The 18920-nt window shown below is 41.3% G+C and carries 17 protein-coding genes; 7 read left to right on the top strand and 10 right to left on the bottom strand.

Annotation, left to right across the window (positions count from 1 at the left end; genetic code table 11):
- Window positions 1–816: a hypothetical protein gene (locus B4A24_RS10825; protein ID WP_293944854.1), complete on the bottom strand. Its 816-nt coding sequence runs from the start codon at window positions 814–816 to the stop codon at window positions 1–3.
- Complete coding sequence (locus B4A24_RS10820) at window positions 800–1651, bottom strand: ATP-binding cassette domain-containing protein (protein WP_293944852.1); 852 nt, start codon at window positions 1649–1651, stop codon at window positions 800–802. The genes B4A24_RS10825 and B4A24_RS10820 overlap by 17 nt, the downstream gene beginning before the upstream one ends.
- Window positions 1652–2389: 738 nt before the next feature.
- On the opposite strand from B4A24_RS10820, the gene B4A24_RS10815 reads away from it, so the two are divergent.
- The gene (locus tag B4A24_RS10815; RefSeq protein ID WP_293944850.1) at window positions 2390–2863 is read left to right on the top strand and encodes a hypothetical protein; all 474 of its coding nucleotides are present in this window, start codon (window positions 2390–2392) and stop codon (window positions 2861–2863) included.
- On the opposite strand, the gene B4A24_RS10810 is transcribed toward B4A24_RS10815, so the two are convergent.
- The 3 genes from B4A24_RS10810 to B4A24_RS10800 are packed head-to-tail and all read right to left on the bottom strand — an operon-like array spanning window position 2864 to window position 5642.
- Window positions 2864–3640, bottom strand: coding sequence for an enoyl-CoA hydratase/isomerase family protein (locus B4A24_RS10810; protein WP_293944849.1), 777 nt, complete (start codon window positions 3638–3640; stop codon window positions 2864–2866).
- Between the two features lie 7 nt (window positions 3641–3647).
- Window positions 3648–4487 carry a hydroxymethylglutaryl-CoA lyase gene (locus B4A24_RS10805; protein WP_293944847.1) on the bottom strand — a complete coding sequence of 280 codons (840 nt, stop codon included), beginning with the start codon at window positions 4485–4487 and terminating at the stop codon, window positions 3648–3650.
- 9 nt (window positions 4488–4496) lie between these two features.
- Window positions 4497–5642: an acyl-CoA dehydrogenase family protein gene (locus tag B4A24_RS10800; RefSeq protein WP_293944843.1), complete on the bottom strand. Its 1146-nt coding sequence runs from the start codon at window positions 5640–5642 to the stop codon at window positions 4497–4499.
- 153 nt (window positions 5643–5795) lie between these two features.
- Here B4A24_RS10800 and B4A24_RS10795 point away from each other — a divergent pair, with 153 nt between their 5' ends.
- A complete protein-coding gene (locus B4A24_RS10795) occupies window positions 5796–7403 on the top strand; it encodes an acyl-CoA carboxylase subunit beta (protein ID WP_293944840.1) in 1608 nt (535 codons plus the stop codon).
- A gap of 109 nt (window positions 7404–7512) precedes the next feature.
- Here the strand turns inward: B4A24_RS10795 and B4A24_RS10790 are convergent, their stop codons facing one another.
- Both B4A24_RS10790 and B4A24_RS10785 read right to left on the bottom strand, forming a co-directional pair.
- Entirely contained in the window at window positions 7513–9444 is a 1932-nt protein-coding gene (locus B4A24_RS10790; RefSeq protein WP_293944838.1) for an acetoacetate--CoA ligase, read from the bottom strand.
- Between the two features lie 166 nt (window positions 9445–9610).
- The gene (locus B4A24_RS10785) at window positions 9611–10657 is read right to left on the bottom strand and encodes a ferredoxin--NADP reductase (RefSeq protein ID WP_293944836.1); all 1047 of its coding nucleotides are present in this window, start codon (window positions 10655–10657) and stop codon (window positions 9611–9613) included.
- 177 nt (window positions 10658–10834) lie between these two features.
- Between B4A24_RS10785 and B4A24_RS10780 the strand changes: the two genes are divergently transcribed.
- Entirely contained in the window at window positions 10835–11551 is a 717-nt protein-coding gene (locus B4A24_RS10780) for a superoxide dismutase (protein ID WP_293944834.1), read from the top strand.
- Window positions 11552–11616: 65 nt separating this feature from the next.
- Here the strand turns inward: B4A24_RS10780 and B4A24_RS10775 are convergent, their stop codons facing one another.
- Together B4A24_RS10775 and pyrE are read right to left on the bottom strand one after the other, a co-directional pair.
- On the bottom strand, window positions 11617–12015 hold the full coding sequence (locus tag B4A24_RS10775; protein WP_293944832.1) for an SRPBCC family protein: 399 nt from the start codon (window positions 12013–12015) through the stop codon (window positions 11617–11619).
- A gap of 19 nt (window positions 12016–12034) precedes the next feature.
- Window positions 12035–12685 (bottom strand): orotate phosphoribosyltransferase, encoded by a 651-nt coding sequence (pyrE, locus tag B4A24_RS10770; RefSeq protein WP_077435452.1) that lies wholly within the window; start codon window positions 12683–12685, stop codon window positions 12035–12037.
- Between the two features lie 22 nt (window positions 12686–12707).
- Here pyrE and B4A24_RS10765 point away from each other — a divergent pair, with 22 nt between their 5' ends.
- The 4 genes from B4A24_RS10765 to B4A24_RS10750 all read left to right on the top strand — a co-directional run bounded on the left by B4A24_RS10765 (window position 12708) and on the right by B4A24_RS10750 (window position 15626).
- On the top strand, window positions 12708–13295 hold the full coding sequence (locus B4A24_RS10765; protein ID WP_246250653.1) for an NUDIX domain-containing protein: 588 nt from the start codon (window positions 12708–12710) through the stop codon (window positions 13293–13295).
- Window positions 13296–13352: 57 nt separating this feature from the next.
- Entirely contained in the window at window positions 13353–14069 is a 717-nt protein-coding gene (locus tag B4A24_RS10760) for a 3-ketoacyl-ACP reductase (RefSeq protein ID WP_293944827.1), read from the top strand.
- A 106-nt stretch (window positions 14070–14175) separates the two neighbouring features.
- Window positions 14176–15237 (top strand): NADH:flavin oxidoreductase/NADH oxidase, encoded by a 1062-nt coding sequence (locus B4A24_RS10755; RefSeq protein ID WP_293944825.1) that lies wholly within the window; start codon window positions 14176–14178, stop codon window positions 15235–15237.
- On the top strand, window positions 15234–15626 hold the full coding sequence (locus B4A24_RS10750) for a VOC family protein (protein WP_293944823.1): 393 nt from the start codon (window positions 15234–15236) through the stop codon (window positions 15624–15626). Before B4A24_RS10755 ends, B4A24_RS10750 begins: the two co-directional genes overlap by 4 nt.
- A 57-nt stretch (window positions 15627–15683) precedes the next feature.
- Here the strand turns inward: B4A24_RS10750 and infB are convergent, their stop codons facing one another.
- Window positions 15684–18824, bottom strand: coding sequence for a translation initiation factor IF-2 (gene infB, locus B4A24_RS10745; protein ID WP_293944822.1), 3141 nt, complete (start codon window positions 18822–18824; stop codon window positions 15684–15686).
- Window positions 18825–18920 lie beyond the last annotated feature (96 nt).

Genomic DNA, 18920 nt, shown 5'->3' with positions numbered 1-18920 from the left:
TTAAATCTCCTTCTCTTTTAGCCTTAAAAAGGCAAGCCCCCAGAATATCACCGTGAGCACTATTCCTGCAACGGTGATTAAACCAAAAATGTGATAGACATCTGACCAATAATTATCATCCATACGCTGCACGGTGTTCTCCGTTTGCGTTTTCATCAGGTACACAAAAAAGCATATCCAGATCACGCAGTAAAGAACAAGTGAAATGGCTGTTTTGATATATTGATAATTCTTAAAGACAATACCGCCCAGTAAAAATACCCCATTCAATAAGAATGGTAAAAAACATAAATAAAAAACTCCTCTTGGATAATCCACACTAAAATAATATGGCCAAAAATCCACGGTAACCTGCTCACCAAGCGAATTTACCTCAGTTCTTATGGCTGGGCCAAAGCCACGTAAATAAGAGACAAAGGCCAAATCGATCAGGTAATAGATCAATAAGTAAGAACTGATGCTAACGACCACCGTATAGAAAATCCCCACCAGAAATTTTTCCAGCCGGGAGGCCGGTATCATCAATTCAAAAATTGCTTTTGTCTTACTTCCGAGATCCGCAAAATAGCTACTCGAGATTACGGTCACAAAAAACATCCCTAAAACACAAAACAACGGTGATCTAAAGTTCAACACCGAATAAATTTGGATAGATTCATTTTTTATGTCATTATAATTTGCACCGATATTGAACGCATAAAAACAAAATATAATACCTGCTATCACCCCTATTGACATCAGATAAATTCGTCCAAAACCGATCCATTGCCTGCGGACCAGCGCAAAAAAACGAGTTGTATTAAATAGGTTTGACATATTCATCGACTTTAATAAGATTTGTAATTTTTTCCTTCTGCAACAATACGGCATTGAACAGCAACTCCAGATCTAGTTTGGAATCCTCCCCCAATGTATTTGGAAGAATCGCATTGAAACCTCCAAGCGCTTCTTCAGCATGGAGCGCATCAAAAGACAGCTCTTTCATCTTTTTGAAACAGAGCTTATCGGTAATCAGGTTAATAGGTGCATTCAACGCAACCTTATGCTCATCAAGCAAAATGACCGCATCAATCAAATTATCTAGATCCCGCACCTGATGGGTCGAGATAATTACACAACGGTCGTCTGTGATAGCCGAAGCCATAATTTTACGAAATTGTGCCTTAGAAGGAATGTCCAGACCATTTGTAGGTTCGTCCATGATAATGATTTTCGTATTGGAAGCCAAACCGAAGGAAATAATGTATTTCTTCTTCTGGCCATAGCTCATCTCCGCCAATTTTTGTTCTACCGGAATTTCAAACTCATTGATCAGGCGATAAAAATATTCCCGATCAAAATTTGGATAAAAACCAACATTGGCTTTTAAAAATTGTTCCGACTTTACCGCGGGCAAATAGAACTCCTCAGGAATAAAACTGATCTCCCGCAACAGCGAAGGTTCCCGTCGATTTGGGTTATGTCCCAGCACCTCAACATGCCCCGAAACGGGAAATACCAATCCGGCCATGTTCTTAAGCAAAGTAGATTTGCCCGCCCCATTCTTTCCAAGTAATCCGTAAATATGACCCTGCTTCAATGTGAGATCCATATGGAGAAAGAGCGGTCTGGATTTACTATAACTGAAATTTAGATTTTGGATAGTAATCATACTACTGTATTATTTAATTAATACACTAATATAGACACTAATTTCCCAAGTTTCCAAAAATTATTAAAAAAAAATAACGCTTTCAAAGTTTAAGGGGATCGATGGCGTACTTCCTATAAAACCCAAATTCACGAAGAAAAAAGAAAACAAATACTTTATATAAATAAATTTAAACACATGAAGATAAACAAATTAAATATAAATATTACGAAATTCATAATGAAAAAAACAAAGATAAAGACACTTGATTCGGCTTCCAAGCTAAAGTATACTCAATCGAAAAACGTTCATATTAGCCCCGTAGAAAGCGTTCGTATTTTTCCTAACAAAGGACTCGGTTATGTTATCAAGACAGCTTAGATCGCTTAAAAACCACATAAAACAGCCGCAAACACCTCAACCTCGTCTCCTTGATTCCAATTGGAGATATTCAACGGAAATTTTTAGTCGAACAGTTCAATTTTCAAATACAAAAAACGCATTTATCAGCTCAAAAACAGCATTAACCTTAAGTTAATAAGAAGCTATTATAATATTTAACAAACTAAAAATCAAAATAATAAAAAGATTATATAAACATAAAAATCACCCTATATTTAACAAGCATACTCCCCTATTTCTTCGATCAATGTTAACACCTGACATCCGGTTTATTCCTCAGATCGGTCTATTTATCCCGATCAAATTGGTACTATTGATGTGATTTTTTTTCCATTTTATACGCATCTTTGTCATGTGATGACTTCGATTTACCCTTTCATTTTGGCACTGCATTCCATCTGGCGATGGATTGTTTTGATTATTTTTATAAGCAGTTTACTACGTTTTGCTTATCAAAAAAAGAACAGACGTCGCTTCACCCCTACTGATAATTTCCTGAAAAATGCAGTTATTTTCACGTTTTATACACAGGCATTATTGGGTATCATACTCTACATATTAAGTCCGATCACACAGTATTTCCTGACTCATTTTAACACAGCCATACACTTACGACAGATTCGTTTTTTTGGAATGGAGCATAGCAGCATGATGATTCTCGCTGGCATATTTCTACTCATCGGTAGTCTAAAAAGCAAAAACGCCGATACGGATGATCGACGTTTTAAAATACTTTTAATCTGGTTTGGCCTTGCTTTACTGATTGCCCTGAGTTCTATTCCCTGGGAATTTTCCCCGTTGACCAGCAGACCAAGCTTCCGTTCGTTTTGATTAGCTATTCTTCCAATGCCCTTTTCGTTTATCGCGCATTGCCGCCATCCCTTCTTGGAAATCGGCCGTTTTGCGAAGCTTAGCGAGCTCATCCAGCAGAAAAGCATAGTTATCTGCCTGTGGATTTTTTTTCAATTGACGAAGCGCCTCAAAACCCCTAGAAATAGCCAAAGGTGCATTCGCTATAATAGCGTCTCTCAATGCTTCCAATTCAGCTTCCCCCGGCTCCAAAACGGCATACAGCAACTGCTTTTCCAGGGCTTCCACGGCGGAGAAAGATCCCCCACGGATACAAAGATCCATTGCTCTCCTTTCGGGCATGTATTCCAGCAGCAAAGCCAGCACCTGAAATGGAAAAAGCCCAATCTTCACCTCGGGCAGTGCAAACCGCACATCTGGCGTAGCAAACAAATACGTACAGGAAAGTGCAATCAAAAATCCGCCCGCAATAACATCACCCCGAACAACACAAATAGATGGCTTATTTAGCTGTGCAAACAACTCGGCCAACGACTTTTCTACTTTTGGAATACCGGGATTTCCGACATCAACCGTCGGGTCTTCGAAAGCCTTTAAGTCCATCCCTGCGCAAAATACCGGTCCCTCAGCTTCGATCTGTATCAAACGAACCTCTGGATCACTGTTAGCGATTTCCAGGGCGTAGGCAATCTCACTGACCATTGTTGGACTAAAGGCATTCCTTTTCTCTGATCGGGCAAGGATCAATATAAATACATGCTGTTCGCGACGTACCTTTATGAAATTTAATTTTTCCATGATTTATCTACAAGATCATTTGTCTGAAACTGTCTTCTAAGCGTGCTCTTTCGGTCAGGCTACCTCGACCGAAAAGATCCAGTAAAATTTCAGAAGGAATATTTCCAACCAGGTCGTCCTTGGCAAAAGGGCAGCCACCGTACCCTAATAGGGCGCCTTCAAACTTCCGGCAACCGGCATCATAGGCAGCACGAACCTTTACAAGACTATCTTCCCTTTTTGCGTGAAAATGTGCACCAATGGCTAACTGCGGATATCGCGTTCGAACAAGACCGTAGAGATCGGTGATCTGTACAGCATTCGCCTCAGAAGTTGTATCCGCCAAAGAGAATTCTGTGATACCTAGCTGCATGAGCTTATCAATCCATTCCTCAACCAGTACCGCAGACCAAGGATCGTTATATGGATTGCCAAACGCCATACTGATGTAGACGACCAGAACCTTGCCATTGGCATCAGCCAACGCCTTCATTTCCTTCAGTTGCTGATAAGATTCTTCTAGACCTCTATTCGTGTTCCGCAACTGAAAGGTTTCTGATATCGAAAATGGGTAACCTATCAAATCTATTTTTTCTTCCTGAACAGCATCCTGAACACCCCTCAGGTTGGCGACTATTGCCAATAACTTTATACGATCATCTTTTATAACACCGGCCAGCACTTCTTTGGTGTCAGCCAACTGCGGAACTGCCTTCGGAGAAACAAAGGAGCCAAAATCAATCACATCAAACAGACCACTTTCAATCAACCTATTGATATGTTTAATTTTCTTATCCGTTGCAATAAAATCATGCAGTCCCTGAATGGCATCACGTGGACAATCGACCAATACAACCTGATCTTTCATACGGTATAATTAAATATCTTTTTCAATTTCCCGGGCAATTACCATCTTTTGAATGCTGGAAGTCCCCTCTCCTATCGTACACAGTTTGGCATCGCGAAAGAACTTCTCTGCGGGATAATCTTTCGTAAACCCATATCCCCCAAAAATCTGCACAGATTCATTGGAAACACTTACTGCAGCCTCCGAAGCATATAATTTAGCCATTGCACCAATTTTAGATACACGCTCACCATGATCTTTGAGATAACCTGCCTGACGGGTCAATAGCTCACTGGCCTCCACTTGAGTAGCCATATCCGCCAAGGCAAATGAAACGGCCTGAAAATCGTAAATCTTCTTTCCAAACTGCTCTCTTTCATGCGCATATTTTAGCGCACATTCATAGGCCCCCCGGGCAATACCCAGCGAAAGCGCCGCAATAGAGATCCTACCGCCGTCTAAAAGTTTCAATGCCTGTACAAACCCTTGCCCCTCCTCACCAATCAGCTGATCGCGGTGTATTCTACAGTTGTCAAAAAACAGACATGCCGTTTCTGAAGCACGCATGCCTAATTTATTCTCTTTTTTCCCTGCAGTAAAACCAGGGGTATCTTTTTCAACGATAAATGCAGACATACCCTTTTTATCGCCCTTTCCCCCCGTACGTGCAATCACAACAGCAACACTCGAGCTAATGGCATGCGTAATAAAATTCTTTGAACCATTCAACACATAATAATCCCCATCCCGCTCAGCAAAGGTGGTCATACCGCCGGCATCCGAACCGGACCCCGTTTCTGTAAGTCCCCAGGCCCCGATCCATTCTGCTGTGGCCAGCTTTGGAAGATAACGCCGCTTCTGGTCTTCATTGGCAAAGCTTAAAATATGATTGGTACATAAGGAGTTATGTGCCGCAACCGAAAGTCCGATCGATCCACAAACTTTGGAGATTTCATCCAGCACGGTGATATACTCCTGATACCCCAGGCCCGAACCTCCGTATTCCTCAGGCACGATAACGCCCATGAAACCATGTTCACCTAATTTTTTAAAAAGTTCTATTGGAAATATTTGGGCTTCGTCCCATTCCATCACATAAGGTTTGATATGATGCTGTGCAAAATCACGTGCACTTTGTCTGATCATATCCATTTGTTGTTTATTTTCAATAAACATAAGCATGAATATTAAATTTACAATCGGTAATACAATTCAAATATATCAAAATATTTAGGAATAAAATTGCAAATATTTTAAAATTTTATTTTAAATTTATCTAAAAATAAGAAATTCTTAATTACATCGCTTTTTAAACCAGAATTATAAACTATGAAGGAGCTGCTCGCATTACTTCACCAAAAAAGAGAAAATCTAAAGCTCGGTGGTGGCATCGATAAAATCAAAAAACTAAAAGAAAAAGGCAAATTATCGGCCTGGGAGAGAATAACCTACTTACTGGATGCTGACCGCGAGTATCTTGAGATTGGCATGTTTGCAGGGGAAGGTATGTATGTTGAGCATGGCGGATGTACCAATGGAGGTTGTGCGGCTGTAATAGGTTATGTTAAATCCAAGCTTTGTGTAATTGTCTCAAATGATGCTACCGTTAAAGCTGGAGCTTGGTTCCCCATTTCAGCAAAAAAGAATCTTCGTGCGCAGGAAATCGCCATGGAAAACAATCTACCAATTATTTATCTGGTAGATTCCGCAGGTGTTTTCTTGCCTATGCAAGATGAAATTTTCCCCGACAAAGAACACTTTGGGCGGATATTTCGCAATAATGCGCGCATGTCGTCCATGGGCATTCCGCAGATTGCGGCAATTATGGGTAGTTGCGTTGCAGGAGGAGCCTACTTGCCCATCATGTCAGACTATGCTTTCATCGTCGAAGGCACTGGATCCGTATTCTTAGCCGGCCCTTATCTGGTTAAATCCGCCATCGGTGAGACCGTCGATGCAGAAACACTTGGCGGAGCTTCTACACATTCAGAAATATCTGGTGTTACAGATAATAAATTTCCCGATGACCAGACTTGTCTTACGGCTATTAAAAATGTTATCGATAAAATCGGTGGTCATGTGCAGGCAAACTTCAATCGAAAGGAAAGCCGTCCACCAAAAACAGATCCTGAAAAAATCGTAGAAATACTTCCGGAAGACCGCACCAAACCCTATCGGATGCAAGATATCCTCGAAGCAATTATTGATGCAGACACACTGGAAGAATATAAACCCGATTACGGCAAAACGATAGTGTGTGCACTTGCACGTGTAGAGGGATGGGCGGTTGGTATTGTTGCCAACCAACGGGAGATTATCAAAGCTAAGAAGCCGGGAAATGCAATGGAAATGCAAATGGGTGGTGTTATTTATAGTGACTCAGCAGACAAAGCTGCACGCTTTATTATGAACTGCAACCAGCAAAATATTCCCCTTGTTTTCTTTCAGGATGTCACTGGGTTTATGGTCGGCAGCCGGTCCGAGCAAGGCGGAATTATTAAAGATGGTGCCAAAATGGTCAACGCAATGGCAAATTCGGTTGTCCCTAAATTCACTTTTATTGTAGGTAACAGCTATGGTGCGGGAAATTATGCCATGTGCGGAAAGGCTTATGATCCACGCTTGATCTATGCCTGGCCAACCGCCCAAATGGCTGTCATGAGCGGGGCTGCAGCTGGTAAAACGTTATTTCAAATTCAGGAATCAGCATTAAAAGCAAAAGGGAAAGAAATCAATGAAGAAGAAAAAAACAGCCTTCTCAAGTCCATTGAAGATCGATATAATGAACAATTAAGTCCCTATTATGCCGCTGCCAGACTCTGGGTGGACGGCATTATCGCACCGCAGGAAACCCGAAAGGTAATCAGCATGGGCATAGAAGCCGCTAATGAAAAACCTATAGTCGAGCGGTACAACGTTGGTGTAATTCAGGTTTAGGAATATTCGACAAATAGGCTCCCTAAAAGATTTATCCCAACAATACAGCCCCCTCCACGATCGATAATCTTGGAGGGGGCTGTATAAAAGAGAACCATACATCTTTTATTTATGACAACTTATTCCATGTTTTGCTAATTATTTCAAATCCATTCACGGACTCCGGATTGCGCATGACATCTTTTGAGACTGCCCGCTCAGTAGGAATACCTGAGAAAATCTTTTTTATTGGCAGTTCCAGTTTTTTTCCGCTCCAGGTATAGGGGACGTCGGGAACCTGGAAAATTTGGTCGGGCACATGCCGGGGGCTATACTCCCTTCGAAGAGATTTCTTGATTTTATCCTTCAGTTCATCCGTTAAGATTCCGCTTTTTAGCTGAACAAAAAGTAACATATCAGAAGAGCCATTTTCGTGATCAACACAAATGACCAAGCTATCCTGCACGTCATCTGTTGCATTCAATACATTATAGATCTCGGCAGTCCCGATACGTACACCACCGCGATTAAGGGTAGCATCAGAGCGACCATACATAATTATCCCGTCATTCTTCGTAATCTGAATCCAGTCACCATGGCTCCAGATACCAGCATACTTATCGAAGTAACTATCGTAATATTTTTGATTCTCCGCATCATTCCAGAAGTAAATCGGCATACAGGGCATTGGTTCCAAAATCACCAGTTCCCCCACCTCTTCATAAACAGCGATTCCCTCTGTATTAAAAGCTTCTATTTTGGAACCTAAGGTACGGCATTGTATTTCGCCGGCGTGCACATCAAGCAATGCGCATCCTGAGAGAAAAGCACTGCAGACATCCGTACCACCACTCAACGAAATAATCTGGGTGTCCGGAAATTGCTGATGAATCCATTCAAAAATAGCTGGTGGTAATGGAGAACCGGTCGATCCAATTGTTTTTGGCGTATACGCCAATGCTTTTAAATCTTGATCCTGGCAAGAAATTAAATAAGCGGCACCCACGCCAAAATGATCAACACCTGTTTCTTTTGCAAACCTCCACAGGCTCAATTTATCCGGAAAGTTGGTTGCCCCGTCATATATACACAAGGTATTGCCCATTAATAGTGCCGAAAGTGCATAATTCCACATCATCCAGCCTGTTGTCGAATACCACATAAACCGCTCTCCCTCCTGCACATTCTGATGCAATCCCAAGGCTTTCATATGTTCTAACAGCATCCCTCCGGCGCCATGTGTGATCGCTTTGGGTTTGCCTGTCGTTCCCGAAGAATACAAGATCCATATGGGATCTTCAAAGGCCACGGCTGTAAACTGAAGTTCACCTTGGGGAATGGCAGAGTCCATTATCATTTGCCAGTTTTTATCATGGATAAAAACACAGGCCTTCAGAGAGGGCAAACGTTCCGCAAGCTTTCGTACACTTTCTTCCTTCTCAAAGACCCGTCCATTATAAACGTAGTCCGCATTTGCAAAAAGCAGCTTTGGCTCGATTTGCTCAAAACGATCTTGAATACTTGCCTCACCAAAATCAGGGGAACAACAGGACCAGATTGCTCCGATTGAATTCGTAGCCAAAAACAACGCTATGGCTTCCACTCCGTTAACCAGCACGCCTGCCACGCGATCCCCTTTCGAGACTCCCTGATTTTTTAAATACACCTGTAATCTGAGCACCATTACCCTCAACTCTTCCCAGGAGACTTCACGTGGAGAATCTTGTTCAGACCGAAAAACAAGAGCGGGCCGAGTATCGGTGGCAAGGCGAAATACATGCTCCGCGTAGTTTAACGTCGCTCCACTGAACCATTTCGTTCCGATAAAACTATCTCTGTTCGCGGGACGGGTTAATATATGCGTAAAATTTGAATGAAATTGTATGTTAAAATAAGTTGCAAGACTCTCCCAAAAGTCAGCAATATGCGCAGTTGACCATACCCAGAGCTCGTGATAAGACGCAAAGGATAATTGATATCGCTGTTCGACATACTGTTTGAATCTATTGATCTCCGATTGAGATTGCTGCTCTTCTGTCGGGCTCCAGAGTAATTTTACCATAATAGTTGGATATAAAAAACGGTTATATCCAAACTTAGCTAAATTTGCTTTGAAATGCAATTTTAATTCGGACTCAAACAGAACAAATAGATAACATCAACTACGTTATTGAAATATTATTCTGAAATACCCGTAGTTCATCAAATAAACGAGGTAAATCCGCCCTTTAAAGCACCTCGATCTCGGTTCCGTCCACCAGCGGATGACCAGTACACAGTAAGATCCGTCCATTCTCCATTTCACGGTCCGTTAGCACTTCGTTGTAATCCATTCTCACTTTTCCTTTGGAACATTGCGCAATACAGGTACTGCACATACCAGACTTGCAGGAATAAGGCAGTTTAATTTTATGTTCAAGCCCTACGTCCAGAATAGACTTATTGTAGGGAATCTCCAGATGATAGGTCTCACCTTGAAAACGTAATTTGATCCGATAAGAGGTCGTATCGATCACCCTTTCAGATTCATCGTCATCATCTTCTTCATTTTCGGGTAATAAGAACGTTTCTCTTTTGATCTGATTAGCATCAAAGCCCATTCCCAAAAGCGTGAAACGACATAAATCCATGTAAACCACCGGTCCGCAAGTGTAAAATAGTGTTTCCTCTTTTGCCCCCACGAGATGATCTTTGACGAGAGAATGAATATAATCGCGATTCAGACGGGCTTTCATCAGGTACTTGCTATTGGAATATATCCACACAATAGTGAGGCGGTCCGGGTATTGTAGAGCCCATTCCTCCAATTCCTCCCGAAAGGGCGCCTGATCAGCAGATCGATTACTGTATACCAACACGACCTTAGACTTCTCTTCAACAAGAAGCGCCGTTTTAAGAATCGAATACAAAGGTGTTATACCAATACCGGCGGCAAATAGAAACAAAGTCCTTACTTTATATTGTTCGGGCTCATAGGTAAATAATCCTTGCGGCTCCATGGCCTGAACGATATCCCCTTCGGCAATCGTATGATGAAGTAACCTCGAAATTTCGCCATTTTCAACACGTTTTACAGTGATGCTTAGCGGCTCGTTATAATCTGGGGAACTATTAAAAGAATAAGAACGACGCACCTCCCGATCACCGAACGCAAAGGAAAGCGTAATAAATTGACCGGCTTTATAACGAGGATAGTCGCCATCAGGAGATTCCAGCTGAAAAGTAATATTATTATTAGGCTGAGGAATTATCTTTGCTATTCGTAATGCGTACATAAGCCAAATATACTGTCGAATTTTGGCTTACACAAATCAAAAAACCGGATTCGAAAGCGGCTTTCTACGATGCGCTATATAACAATTTTGTTGTATTACAATTGACAGACAATTCTCGTACAATATTTGTAGAATTTCACGTTATATTTATATAAAAACTAATCATAATAAGATTATATGCAAACACGCAGAAACTTCCTTCAAAATGCAGCAAAAGCCACATTGGGTATTGCTGTATCTGGATCAATATTACAAGATATTGCTTCCGCGAAAGAAACTGAATTAAATGCCGCTACGTTAAAGTTTTCCCAAGTCAAGTTACCTTTCAGTTATGCCGCATTGGAGCCCAATATTGACGCCCTGACGATGGAAATTCATTATACAAAGCACCATATGGCCTATATCAATGCCGTCAACGAGGCCATTGTTGCCGAATCCATCAAAGAAACTTCCGAAGAGCAGCTTTTAGCTAATATATCCAAATATTCAGCGAAAGCCAGAAATAATGCAGGTGGTGCCTGGAATCACAATTTCTTTTGGGAAAGCCTGTCCGACAAAACAAGCCAGCCTTCGGAAAAACTATTGACCATGATCAACAAGACCTTCGGTTCAATCGACAAATTCAAAGAGCAATTTGCCGCGGCAGCGACCACGCGTTTTGGTTCGGGATGGGCCTGGTTGATCCTCGACGATTCAGGAAACCTGAAAATAACGTCTACGCCAAACCAGGATAATCCATTAATGGATGTTGCGGAAGTAAAAGGTATCCCAGTTTTGGGTCTCGACGTTTGGGAGCATGCTTATTACCTGCATTATCAAAACAAAAGAGCAGACTATATCAAAAATTGGTGGAACGTCGTCAACTGGAAAAAAGTAAATGAGCGAATAGCTTAACATAAAAAAAGCTCGATCTAACGATCGAGCTTTTTTTATGTTATATAATCCGTCACCAAGACCTACTATCCCAGCACAGCTTTCAGTTTGTTTACCTGAAAATCGATCAGCTTTTGAAGCGGACCCGTAGCGATCATTTTCATCATCATATTTAAATCTGCATCAATCACAAAAGTCGCTTTCGTCGCCGTATCCGATACGGCCTGCAGTTCCCAGCGTAAGGTAACCTCAAATGGTGCCTTTTCAGAAGGAATGAGCTTTATTAATTCATTAGCTACCCGTTCCTCAACTTTTAACGCCAATTTCGCCATATTTTGAATGGTAAATCGGGCTTCGTCTGCTGTTGAAGACCAGTTGTAGATATTTTCGGGCATTAACTGCTCATGATTATTGAGATCAGTTAAAAAAGCAAATACTTCGTCAACGCTCCTGTTAATTTCTGTGGTATTCTGAATAGTGGTCATAACAGTAAATTATCAATCTTTATTGAAAGTTTTCCCCCCATCCGGCAGGATTCAATCTCCATTTTTTCAAAATTTCAACATCTTCTTCCAATACATAGCTATTCTCAGCTGCGACCTGAATCAGTGCATCGTAGTTACATAAACTGAAATAAGGACATTTTGCATCTGCAAAATTATCTGTCGCTTGTTGCAATCCATACGTAAATATGGAAACCAATCCAACAACATTACAACCTGCTTCGCGCAATGCTTTTACTGCGATCAGGCTGCTTTTACCAGTTGATATTAAGTCTTCAACCACAACGACCCGCTGGCCACTAACAACTTCGCCTTCAATCATATTTTGACGACCATGATCTTTTGCTGAGCTTCTAACATAAGAAAATGGTAGGCCTAAATCCTGCGCTACTAACACACCTTGTGGAATGCCCGCCGTAGCAACTCCAGAAATCATATCTACTGATCCAAACTCTTCTTGAATAAGCTTAGAAAGCTTCTGACGAATATACGTGCGTATCGCTGGATGAGATAAAGTGATACGGTTATCACAGTAAATTGGAGACTTCCAACCCGACGCCCAAGTAAAAGGACTTTTAGGTTGCAATTTTATTGCTTTAATTTGCAATAAGGATTCAGCAACTTTTTGTTCAACCTCATTTAAATTATTCATGGCGCAAATTTATAAAATTTATATGAACGAAACCCTGCTAATTTTAGCAGATTTTGTTCCCTCGAAAACTAAAAACACGCAAACAATTAGTATTCAAGACATTGAGCTTCAAAAACTTTTCAAACAATCTGAAATTGACAAAGTTCCGAAAACATATCTCTATGTTAATAGGGATTTCGAAACTGTATTTCAAAATTTAAAAAGCAAACTTAAAATCATCAAAGCAGCTGGCGGATTAGTCAAAAACGGTGATGGAGATTATCTTTTTATTTACCGTTTAGGCAAATGGGATCTTCCGAAAGGCAAAGTTGAGGACAATGAAAAGATGAAAGAAGCCGCTGTACGGGAAGTAGAAGAAGAATGCGGTATTAAAATAAATTATTTAGGTAAGAAGATAACCACATCGTACCATACCTACTATTTACGTAACGGAGAGTTTGTATTAAAGGCAACCAATTGGTATGAAATGGGCGTTAATAAAGTTCCGAAATTGATTCCTCAAACAGCTGAAGATATTACAAAAGCGGAATGGCGTCACGTGGACCAATTTGATGAAGTGCGGGCCAATACCTATCCCATTATAGAAAACCTCATCAAAAAGCTTAAATAGGCTGCCTTTTGAGGTTCATCTGACAGTAATCTGGCAGATCATTCTTATTTTTATCGTATGGAAAATATAGCAGGAAAAAGGGCCTTAGTTACAGGTGGGGCAAAGGGATTAGGAAGGGCTATTGCTATTGCATTGGCTAAAGAAGGGGTCCATGTAGCGATTACAGGCAGAAACGAAACTGCATTGAAACAGACCGTTGCCGAACTGGCTGAATTAGGGACCGAGGTTACCTACGCGGTATTTGACGTGGCTGACAACACTGCCGTGCAACAGGAAGTTAAAAATCTCAATGAAACCTTTGGCTATTTTGATATTTTAATCAACAATGCGGGTATATCTTCCTTTTCCTCGGTGATGGATATGGACGTTAACGACTGGACGGCGATTATCAATGTTAATCTGCTGGGAACCTATTTTGTTACAAAGGCTATCCTGCCACAACTTATTGAAAAAAATCAAGGCGACATTGTGATGGTGTCTTCTACCGCTGGACTGAATGGCGCGGCTACCACCTCAGCCTATAGCGCTTCAAAATTTGGCGTTATTGGATTTGCTGATTCCTTGATGCGTGAAGTACGTAAAAACAATATCCGGGTATGTACCCTGATGCCAAGTACCATCGCTTCGGATATGTCGAAAGATCTTGGCCTCACGGATGGTGATCCAGAAAAGGTATTGCAACCCGAGGATTTCGCAGAACTAATTATTGCGAATTTAAAATTACCGCGAAGAGCGATGTTAAAATCTGCCTCGTTATGGTCCACAAATCCGTAAAAATACAATATTTTGAAGCTTCACGAATTTAGAAATTCGCAATAAAACTATTAATTGTAATCACCAATCTTCCTGGACAGCCCCTGTCCAGGATAAGAAAAAAATTATGAGTCAACTATTTTCATCAATAAACATCGGTTCTTTACATTTGAAAAACCGCTTAGTCGTATCCCCCATGTGCCAATATTCAGCTAAAGATGGTTTTGCAAACAACTGGCACCTTGTTCACCTGGGTCAGTTCGCTACCGGAGGTGCGGCGGCAGTCATACAGGAAGCAACAGCCATTGTTCCTGAAGGCAGGATCAGCTACGGAGACCTTGGGATATGGGATGATCAGCATATCGAAAAACTACGGGAGATAACAACATTCATTAAAGAAAACAATGCAGTTCCGGGCATTCAGCTTGCCCATGCAGGCCGCAAAGCAAGCAGCAATAAACCCTGGCTGGGCAGAGGTCAATTTGCCCCTACAGACCCGCTAGGATGGCAGACTGTCGCTCCATCCGCACTGACTTTCCATTCGGGAGATTATGTCCCACAGGAACTTAAAATAGCTAAAATTGAAGACCTGATTGAGCAGTTTGGACAAGCAACAAAAAGGGCAATTCAAGCTGGCTACCAAATCATCGAACTCCATGCTGCACATGGCTATCTCATTCACCAGTTTCTCTCGCCACTGAGCAATATACGAACCGATAAATTTGGTGGTTCTTTTGAAAATAGGATTCGTTTTTTACTGGAAATCATTAGACGAGTAAAACTGGAAATAACAACCCAAAGTTTATGGGTACGTATTTCTGCAACAGATTGGGCCCCGGGTGGCTGGGACCTGGATCAATCCATAGCCTTATCACAGCTCTTGACCGAGCAGGGAGTTGATATCATTGATGTATCGAGCGGTGGAGCAGTTTCCCATCAAAAAATTGATGTTGGCCCTGCCTATCAACTTCCATTCGCCCTCGCAATCAAAGAAAAAACTGGAAGTAAAACGGCTACTGTCGGAATTATTAAAACAGCAACTCAGGCCGCCGATATTATTGAGAAAGATCAGGCGGATTTAATTATGATCGCTCGGAGTTTTTTAGATGATCCACATCTCCCATTACACTTTGCAAAAGAATTATCCGTAGATATCCCCTGGCCAAAACAATACGAAAGAGCAAAATGAAATTAAGCTTAAACAAAATACATCATATTGCGATCATATGTAGCGATTATCAGCAGTCGAAAAAATTCTATACCGAGATCCTCGGCCTTGAAATTTGGCAGGAACATTATCGACAAGAGCGGGATTCATACAAATTGGATTTAAAACTCAACGAAACCTACATCATTGAACTATTTTCCTTTCCCTCCCCCCCTAATAGACCTAGTTTTCCTGAAGCTGCTGGTTTAAGACATTTAGCTTTTGAAGTCGATAATCTGGATACGGAAATACATAAATTAGAACAGGCAGGTATCGCACATGAAGGGATAAGGATCGACGAACTAACACAAAAAAGATTCACTTTCTTTGCCGACCCCGATCAGCTTCCGATAGAACTTTACGAACGTTAAAACAAAAAAAGCGTTGATTTTCATCAACGCTTTTTTATTATGTCGTAAATCGGAATATTACAATTTACGTTTTACTTCTACTTGTTCGTAAGCCTCAACGATATCACCTACCTGGATGTCGTTGAAACGGTCAATGTTCAAACCACACTCGTAACCTTGTGCAACCTCTTTCACGTCGTCTTTAAAACGTTTCAGGGAAGCCAATCTACCTGTATGGATAACCACACCTTCTCTGATTATGCGGATATCATTATTTCTATTGATTTTACCTTCTCTAACCATACATCCCGCAATGGTACCCACTTTAGAGATTTTAAATGTTTCTCTGATTTCAACCTCAGCAACAATTTTCTCTTCAAATTTCGGAGCCAACATACCTTCCATCGCAGATTTAATCTCTTCGATAGCATCATAGATGATAGAGTATAGACGAACGTCGATTTGCTCATTCTCAGCCAATTTACGTGCATTTTGTGTTGGACGTACTTGGAAACCAATGATGATCGCGTCAGAAGCAGATGCCAATAATACATCTGATTCAGAGATCGCACCCACTGATTTATGGATAATATTTACTTGGATCTCATCTGTTGACAATTTCAATAATGAATCTGATAATGCTTCGATAGAACCATCCACATCACCTTTCACGATAATATTAAGTTCCTTAAAGTTACCGATAGCCAAACGACGACCGATCTCATCCAAGGTAATATGTTTCGTTGCACGCATACCTTGTTCACGTTGTAACTGAAGGCGTTTGTTTGCTACCGTTCTAGCCTCAGATTCGCTTTCAAGAACATAAAGCTTATCCCCTGCTGTAGGCGCTCCGGCCATACCTAAAATCTGTACAGGTACAGAAGGTCCCGCTTCTTTAACACGTTCACCTCTTTCATTGGTTAGCGCTTTCACCTTACCTGAATGCGAACCTGCCAAAATTGGATCTCCAACACGAAGAGTACCACCTTGGATCAACACTGTAGTTACGATACCACGACCTTTATCCAAGGCTGCTTCGATCACCGAACCAACAGCACGTTTTTTAGGATCCGCTTTCAAATCCAACATTTCAGCTTCTAAAAGAACTTTTTCTAAGAGAAGATCAACGTTTTCTCCAGTTTTTGCAGAAATTTCTTGTGCTTGGAATTTACCGCCCCAATCTTCAACTAAGATATTCATTGCAGAAAGCTGTTCACGGATTCTATCCGGATTTGCACCAGGTTTATCCACCTTAGTAAAGGCAAATACAATTGGTACGCCAGCTGCTTGAGCGTGATTGATCGCTTCTTTCGTTTGTGGCATGACTGCGTCGTCCGCCGCAATAACGATAATAACGATATCTGTTACTTTCGCACCACGTGCACGCATTGCCGTAAAGGCTTCGTGACCTGGTGTATCTAAAAATGTAATCTTACGATCATCATCCAACTTCACGGCATAAGCACCGATATGTTGTGTGATACCACCAGCCTCGCCAGACGTGACGTTCGCTTTACGAATATAATCCAACAAAGATGTCTTACCGTGGTCAACGTGTCCCATCACTGTAACAATTGGTGCTCTAGGCACCAAATTTGCCTCAGTATCCGCTTCTTCCAGTTCCGCAGTTTCCTCATCTTCAGGTTTAATAAATTCAACTTGATAGCCAAATTCATCTGCTACAATAGTCAAAGTCTCTGCATCCAGACGTTGATTGATGGATACAAACATCCCTAAACTCATACATGTAGCGATAATCTGTGTAACCTGAACGTCCATTAAATTTGCCAGCTCATTCGCCGTAACAAATTCTGTGACGCGCAATACCTTTGCCATCAATTCTTGCTCCATTGCAGCTTCTTCTGCATGTTGCGCAACATCATCACGTTTTTGACGTCTTAATTTCGCACGTTGTGCAAATTTACCAGATTTACCAGCACCACTTAAGCGGGCAAGTGTTGCTTTGATTTGATCTTGGATTTCTTTTTCAGAAGGCTCCTCTTTATTTTCAACAGGTCTTCCTTTTCCTCTATTATCAAAACGGCCATGCTGAGGTCTACCCCCACCTTGTCCTGGTCTAGCTGGATGTTGGTTGTTTCCACCTTGTCCTGGTCGGCCTGGATGCTGGTTGTTTTGTCCCGGACGATTGTTCGGATTGTTGTTACCTTGAATCCCACTTCGGTTTCCTTGTTGGTCACGATTGTGGTTATTATTTCCATCACGAGGACCACGGTTTTGGTTGTTATGACCTTGACCTTGTCCCGCATTAGGATTTACTGGACCGTTAGGATTCGTGCGCTTACGCTTGCGTTTCTCATTATTTCCAGCATTTGAAGATGATGCCACAGGTTTGTGGGAAGGTCTAGCAGAAGGTAATTCAATCTTACCAATTACTTTAGGACCTGTCAATCTTTCTGCACGTGCAGAAATGATATCGTCTCCTTCTTTTTTCACAGGCTCCACTTTTGGAGTTACTGGTACAGCAGCTTTAGGCGCTGTTTCGTCTTTTTTCTTTTCTTCTACCTTCACAGGTTCGGTTTTTGTCTCTACAACCGGAGTTGCTTTTACTTCAGTTTTATCTACTTCAGGTTTAGGAGCTTCTGCCTTAGGTGTCACGACTTCGGTTTTTTGCTCAATAACCTTTGGTTCTTCTTTTTTGGGTTCGACGACTGGTTCTCTGACTTCAGCCCCTTTATTCTCGATCACTTTATCTACCACTTTAGGCTCCGCAGGTAAGTCGTTCGCTACTTTAGGCTCCTGCTTATTAGGTTCCTCTTTTTTAACCTTGTTTCCCCCTCTATTTAGGGCATCAAGATCTATTTTGCCTACCACTTTCATTCCTCCTTGATGAACAGGTTCATCTGCTTTGGCAGGAGCGGATTCTTTGGTAGATGGGATTTCTACAGTATTCTTAACCAAAATCTCTTTTGGTTCTTCATGTTCTTCAAAATCCTCATTTCTAGATGACTCTTTAGGAGAAGCGGACGGCGACTCCTCACGACGAATTTTGCCAATAACAATTTGTTTAGCTTCATCTTTCAGTGATTTGTCTCCCTGAAACTCTTTTAACAGCACACCATACATCTCTCCGCTCAATTTAGTGTTAGGCTTTGCTTCTACATCATATCCTTTTTTCACTAAACATTCTACGGCAGTATGTATCCCGATGTTGAGTTCCTTTGCTGCTTTAAGCAAGTTTGTTCCTTTTCCTTCAGTCATCTATAATATAAACTATTTTAATATAATTACAAAAATATGTTTTTTTCCATCCATAAACAATTTATTCCGAATGTTAGATAGAAAAAAATTAGCAAG

The sequence above is a fragment of the Sphingobacterium sp. UBA7249 genome, assembly GCF_002472835.1.
Lineage (GTDB): Bacteria > Bacteroidota > Bacteroidia > Sphingobacteriales > Sphingobacteriaceae > Sphingobacterium > Sphingobacterium prati.
Note: the sequence above shows the minus strand (reverse complement) of the source record. Positions and strands in the feature narration are given on the sequence as shown.

Coding starts and splice junctions, on each gene's coding strand:
- B4A24_RS10815 (WP_293944850.1), top strand. CDS start 2,390: ATGACTTCGATTTACCCTTTCATTTTGGCACTGCATTCCATCTGGCGA.
- B4A24_RS10805 (WP_293944847.1), bottom strand. CDS start 4,487: ATGAAAGATCAGGTTGTATTGGTCGATTGTCCACGTGATGCCATTCAG.
- B4A24_RS10790 (WP_293944838.1), bottom strand. CDS start 9,444: ATGGTAAAATTACTCTGGAGCCCGACAGAAGAGCAGCAATCTCAATCG.
- B4A24_RS10810 (WP_293944849.1), bottom strand. CDS start 3,640: ATGGAAAAATTAAATTTCATAAAGGTACGTCGCGAACAGCATGTATTT.
- B4A24_RS10825 (WP_293944854.1), bottom strand. CDS start 816: ATGTCAAACCTATTTAATACAACTCGTTTTTTTGCGCTGGTCCGCAGG.
- B4A24_RS10795 (WP_293944840.1), top strand. CDS start 5,796: ATGAAGGAGCTGCTCGCATTACTTCACCAAAAAAGAGAAAATCTAAAG.
- infB (WP_293944822.1), bottom strand. CDS start 18,824: ATGACTGAAGGAAAAGGAACAAACTTGCTTAAAGCAGCAAAGGAACTC.
- B4A24_RS10820 (WP_293944852.1), bottom strand. CDS start 1,651: ATGATTACTATCCAAAATCTAAATTTCAGTTATAGTAAATCCAGACCG.
- B4A24_RS10760 (WP_293944827.1), top strand. CDS start 13,353: ATGGAAAATATAGCAGGAAAAAGGGCCTTAGTTACAGGTGGGGCAAAG.
- B4A24_RS10800 (WP_293944843.1), bottom strand. CDS start 5,642: ATGTTTATTGAAAATAAACAACAAATGGATATGATCAGACAAAGTGCA.
- B4A24_RS10755 (WP_293944825.1), top strand. CDS start 14,176: ATGAGTCAACTATTTTCATCAATAAACATCGGTTCTTTACATTTGAAA.
- B4A24_RS10765 (WP_246250653.1), top strand. CDS start 12,708: ATGAACGAAACCCTGCTAATTTTAGCAGATTTTGTTCCCTCGAAAACT.
- B4A24_RS10785 (WP_293944836.1), bottom strand. CDS start 10,657: ATGTACGCATTACGAATAGCAAAGATAATTCCTCAGCCTAATAATAAT.
- pyrE (WP_077435452.1), bottom strand. CDS start 12,685: ATGAATAATTTAAATGAGGTTGAACAAAAAGTTGCTGAATCCTTATTG.
- B4A24_RS10775 (WP_293944832.1), bottom strand. CDS start 12,015: ATGACCACTATTCAGAATACCACAGAAATTAACAGGAGCGTTGACGAA.
- B4A24_RS10780 (WP_293944834.1), top strand. CDS start 10,835: ATGCAAACACGCAGAAACTTCCTTCAAAATGCAGCAAAAGCCACATTG.
- B4A24_RS10750 (WP_293944823.1), top strand. CDS start 15,234: ATGAAATTAAGCTTAAACAAAATACATCATATTGCGATCATATGTAGC.